The sequence below is a fragment of the uncultured Streptococcus sp. genome (assembly GCF_905372115.1).
Taxonomy (GTDB): Bacteria; Bacillota; Bacilli; order Lactobacillales; family Streptococcaceae; genus Streptococcus.
The window spans coordinates 1-5,199 of sequence record NZ_CAJPNR010000071.1 but is presented as its reverse complement, the minus strand read 5'-3'; the positions used below and the strand labels follow the sequence as shown (position 1 = coordinate 5,199).

4 protein-coding genes and 1 pseudogene are annotated in these 5,199 nt (G+C 43.1%); all 5 read right to left on the bottom strand.

All coding sequences use genetic code 11. The features are described from left to right. Positions 1–468 (bottom strand): hypothetical protein (locus QZ169_RS11315; protein ID WP_295507114.1); only part of this gene is annotated, 468 nt, incomplete at its 3' end. A 152-nt stretch (positions 469–620) separates the two neighbouring features. Beyond that, positions 621–881: pseudogene (locus tag QZ169_RS11310) on the bottom strand (N-acetyltransferase); the annotation flags it as partial. Between the two features lie 9 nt (positions 882–890). Further along, complete coding sequence (gene uvrB / locus QZ169_RS11305; RefSeq protein ID WP_295507112.1) at positions 891–2,879, bottom strand: excinuclease ABC subunit UvrB; 1,989 nt, start codon at positions 2,877–2,879, stop codon at positions 891–893. Positions 2,880–3,040: 161 nt separating this feature from the next. After that, complete coding sequence (locus QZ169_RS11300; RefSeq protein ID WP_295507110.1) at positions 3,041–3,988, bottom strand: CPBP family intramembrane glutamic endopeptidase; 948 nt, start codon at positions 3,986–3,988, stop codon at positions 3,041–3,043. Positions 3,989–4,076: 88 nt separating this feature from the next. After that, entirely contained in the window at positions 4,077–5,000 is a 924-nt protein-coding gene (locus QZ169_RS11295) for a CPBP family intramembrane glutamic endopeptidase (protein WP_295507109.1), read from the bottom strand. Positions 5,001–5,199 lie beyond the last annotated feature (199 nt).

The following is a 5,199-nucleotide window of genomic DNA, read 5'->3' as shown; positions in this document are numbered from 1 at the left end:
TTCCATTGATAAATTACCAGAAAAATTTTCAGAGTTAATTTTTAGTTGATTAAGAGCCCACAAAATAGGAGATAAATCAAATGAATCTTCAACATAGGCACCGTCAGAATTTAACTGTAAACTTGCCCAGGCAATATAATCATTGCTCTCTTCTGGGCGCTCTTCCTTTGAACCCAGAATTTTTGCAATTTTTTTTATGCAAAACTCACGTTTCACCTTTCCTAGATAAACAGTAATATTGCTCCAAACCTTCATCTTGTGTATATTAATAGTAGCTTTAAGTTCGGAAAAAAAATCTTCTCCTTTATTTAAGCTGATACAATAAGTTACTTTTTTTATATTTTCTGAACTACTTAATTTAATTTCTGCTTCTTGGCGAATTTTTTCATCTTCTAAACTATTTTGATTCAAAAATTCATTTATATACCAGTAGTCAAGAATTTGAAGTTCCTTTGCCTTATTAATCATAGCCTCTCCTTCTAGCACACAAATAAGCTTTTATCCATCAAGTACAAAACTTAGAACTGATAGTTGAATGTCATGGATATAAAAAAGAAACCCACAACATATATTATATCACTTTCTGTAGAAGCCAGTTTATTTTTTTAATATTTACACCATTCCATCCATCTTGTTTGCTGGCATTCCCAATAACGTGAAACAGTTCCAACTAGTTTGCAATCTACAAAAATTCCTAAACGATTCGAGTTATTTAGAAAATATTCTGATTTTTGTAGTTTAAACTCTTCAAAATTTGGAAAATACTGATAATCATCAAAGTAAGGAGCGTCATACTGTTTCCAAATTGGATTGGGATGCGAATAAGCAATCTCCCACAAAGGTATTAAATCTTCTTCCACTAGTTTTCTTAAACAGATCATATTTATTCCTCAATCCATCGCCTTTATTTCCAGAATCATATCGCGAATCTGTGCGGCCAGCTCGAAGTCGAGTAGTCCGGCAGCTTCTTGCATTTGGCCTTCCAGTTTCTTGATCATGTCCTTGCGCTCTTGCTTGTTGAGGCTTTCAATTTCGACAGTTTCGTCCTTGTCTGGCAGGGCAGCCTTGGTCACACTGATTAGGTCACGGATTTCTTTCTTGATGGTCTGCGGTACAATGCCGTGCTCTTCATTATAAGCCATCTGGATTGCCCGACGGCGGGCAGTTTCATCGATAGCTCGCTGCATGGACTGGGTCATGGTGTCGGCATACATAATCACATGACCTTCGCTGTTGCGGGCCGCCCGACCAATAGTCTGGATAAGACCGCGTTCGTTGCGAAGGAAACCTTCCTTGTCCGCATCAAGGATTGCCACTAGACTAACCTCAGGAACGTCGATTCCCTCGCGCAGCAGGTTAATCCCAACCAAAACGTCAAAGACACCCAAGCGCAAATCACGGATAATCTCGGTCCGCTCCAAGGTCTTGATGTCTGAGTGCATGTACTTGACCTTGACACCCATTTCCTTGAAGTAGTCTGTCAAATCTTCCGCCATCTTCTTGGTCAGGGTTGTGATAAAGGTCCGCTCATTCTTCTCTGCACGCGCAGTAATTTCGCCCAAAAGGTCATCAATCTGTCCCATAGTTGGACGGACTTCTACCTCTGGATCCAGAAGCCCAGTCGGCCGGATAATTTGCTCGATAACAGTATCCGTCTGTTCATTTTCATAGTCGCCCGGCGTAGCCGATACATAGACAATCTGGTGAACATGGCTCTCGAACTCCTCCCGGCGCAGCGGACGATTGTCCAAGGCAGACGGCAGACGGAAACCATAATTAACCAGCATCTCCTTACGAGAGCGGTCACCATTGTACATGCCCCGAATCTGTCCCATGGTCATGTGACTCTCGTCAATCATAATCAAGAAGTCATCAGGGAAAAAGTCCAGAAGGGTATAAGGCGGCTCTCCTTCGCTTCGACCATCCATATGGCGAGAATAGTTCTCAACGCCGTTGGTATAACCCATTTCACGCAGCATTTCGATATCGTACTCTGTGCGCTGCTTCAAGCGCTGAGCTTCCAGCAGCTTGCCTTCCTTCTCAAAGATAGCAAGCTGTTCCTCCAGCTCAGCCTGAATCTTAGCAATCGCCACTTCCATGTGGTCTTCATTGGTCACGAAGTGAGTGGCTGGGAAGATGGCCAAATGGTCCACTTCACCCAAGACTCGACCTGTCAAGGCTTCAACCTCACGAATCCGGTCAATCTCATCTCCGAAAAACTCCACCCGAAAGGCATGCTCATCCCGAGAAGCTGGAAAAATCTCCACCACATCACCACGAACCCGGAATTTTCCCCGCTGAAAGTCAATGTCATTGCGCTCAAACTGGATATCCACCAGGTCATTAAGCAGTTTGTCACGAGAAATCTCTAGTCCAGGACGTAGGCTAACCACGCTATCGGAGTATTCCTTAGGCGAACCCAGACCGTAGATACAAGAGACCGAAGCCACGACAATCACATCATTCCGCTCTAAAAGAGCCGATGTCGCTGAGTGACGGAGCTTATCAATCTCGTCATTGACCGAGCTATCCTTTTCGATATAAGTATCGCTAGAAGGCACATAGGCCTCCGGCTGGTAGTAATCATAGTAGGAAACGAAGTATTCCACCGCGTTATTAGGGAAGAACTCCTTGAACTCACCATAAAGCTGGCCGGCCAGCGTTTTATTATGGGCTATAACCAGAGTCGGCTTGTTGACTCGAGAGATCACTTGACTCATGGTATAGGTCTTACCGGTACCCGTCGCTCCCATAAGAATCTGGGCTTTCTCGCCTCCCTCGATATTATCCACCAGCTGCTCAATAGCTTGGGGCTGGTCACCTGAAGGCTCGTACTTGGAAACCAATTCAAATTTATTATCTGTTATTCTGTTAATCATCTTTTATTCCTCAAATTGTGCTTCTATCATTTTACCATATTTGCCCTATTTTCTCTGGATTTGGGTATAACTAAGAGGCTCATACTTCTACCATCTTATATCCCTTGTCACACCTCTCGTTAAAAGACATAAAAAAGGCCCAGCTCAACTGGGCGAAATGGTTATTTCTTAAATATCAGTGCTTGAGGCAGGCGATTTTCTTTCTTGAGTGACCAGTAAAGATAGGCAATGCAGCCAATCAGGACGATACTGGCAAAAATAGATCCTTCAGCACCAAAAGCCCCACCGGATAGCAAATCCACAGAAGATTGTGAGCTATAGTTCAAAATTGAGGTAGATGCTCCTTGACCACTGACCTGAATACCATAGATATTTCCTTGCACAAAATTCCAAGCGCCGTGCATACCAGCCAGTACCCACATATTGTCATACTTGAGCATAAGGAAACAAGCAAAGATACCGTCTAGTATGATATTTACAATAGAAAGAACGGTCACACCAGGGTTAAAGAGGTGCAATGCCCCGAATAGAGCACTGGAAATCAAGATACCAATGAAGATATTTGACTTAGCGCTAACTGCTGGAAAGAGCCAACCACGCGTCACTAGCTCTTCTGTCCCACCTTGAAGAATCCAGAAAGGAATGATAGCTAGGACAAAAATTAAAGACTGCAAGCTAACCTGACCAAATTTCAGACTGCCTGTCCCCGTTGCCAAGAGCAAGACAACAACCAGTGAAAACTGAACGGCTCCAATAAGGAAGCCTTTAAGGAGATTTTTGAACCAGTCTTGTTTATAAAATCCCAGACCAGAAAAAGGACGCTTCTCACGATATCGAACCCAGAGAAAGACAGTAAGAGCGATAAAAAAGAAAGTAAATAGTTCAAAAAATAGACTATAGTGACGGAAAAATTCCATAAGTGCTGCTTGGCCTCCAGCGGGGTTTGTCGCACGGAACAAAATACCAATAACAAGCCCAATCGGAAACATTCCGAACATTCCAGCAAAACGACCTACATAAACAAAACCAATAGCAATCAAGATAGCCAACCAAATCGGCGGAATATAACGCGATTGCTTGATAGCATCCAACATACGAGATTTAAACATATAATTATTCCTTTCCTCATTTTAATTTATTATAGCATATTATTTGAGGATAGACAAAAGAAAGCTGTTCGCACAGTTATTCTGTCTTTCACACTAACTCAGTCAAACTACCGTCTTTTTTCATCTTGAGAATCAAATAGAGGACAGCCATCAAGAGAATGAGCGAGCTGAAAATAGAAGCTTCAGCACCGAAAGCTCCACCAGTCAGCCAGCTCCATTCTGACTTTGGAATAAAGTTCAGGACTGCCGCGTCAACGCCAGTACCACTAACACTGAAACCGTAGATATTACCTTGGGTAAAGTTCCAAGCAGCATGAAGTCCTATAATCCCCCAAACATTGTCCGTCCGGAGCAGATAGAGACTTGCAAAGAGGCCAAATAAGGCAATGTTAAGAATGGGAAGAATACCAATATCTGGATTGCCTAGGTGCAAGAGGGCAAAGAGCAGGCTTGAAGTCAGCAAACCGATGGGCAGGTTGGTCTTTTTGACAGCAACTGGCAGCAGCCAAGCCCGTGTCACTAGCTCTTCTGCTCCACCCTGAATCATCCAAAGCGGAAGCAAAATCAAGATATAGAGAAAAGGTTCCAGTGTCAGCTGTCCCCATTCGAAAGAGCCAGCTCCGCTCAACAGCATAAGCAGAGCGACTAGACTAAAGAGGAGAAAACCTACTGCCAATCCTTTGACCAGCTCCACCAAGCTTCCTTTTTTAACAAAGCCCAGAGTCGCGAGCGGTCGTCCTTCAGCCCAGCGCACCCAGAGAAAGAGAGCCAGTATCATAAAAACAAAGCCAAATAAGAGAAAAGGCAGGGCAAAATTGAAGAAGATTTCAAAGAATCCGCCTTGCCCTAAGAAACCTAGCATAAGACTGAGGACAGTCGAAATTGGCTCCAAAGCCAGATAGGCCAACTGCTGTCCTCCTTGCACGAAAACAATCGCCAGTAAAAGAGACAAAATATAAGGAGGGACAAAGCGAGCTTGATTGACTCCGTCCAAGATACGTGATTTTTTCATAAGAACCTCATTCTATCCTTGCTTTCATTCATTTCCAGTATAGCAGACTTTGCTTTAAGTACAAAGAAAAGTTGCAGCTATTTTTGCGAAAAATCCAGAGCTTTTATGTCAGAAAACCTAACATAAAAACAGGAGAAATTTGCCTAATCAGTGTTTTTTTGCTATAATGCTAGAATGCTAAAAAGGAGGAAGAAAATGA

What these genes read in the sequence shown, in the direction of transcription:
- uvrB (WP_295507112.1), bottom strand. Translation starts at nt 2,879, where the DNA reads ATGATTAACAGAATAACAGATAATAAATTTGAATTGGTTTCCAAGTAC.
- QZ169_RS11300 (WP_295507110.1), bottom strand. Translation starts at nt 3,988, where the DNA reads ATGTTTAAATCTCGTATGTTGGATGCTATCAAGCAATCGCGTTATATT.
- QZ169_RS11295 (WP_295507109.1), bottom strand. Translation starts at nt 5,000, where the DNA reads ATGAAAAAATCACGTATCTTGGACGGAGTCAATCAAGCTCGCTTTGTC.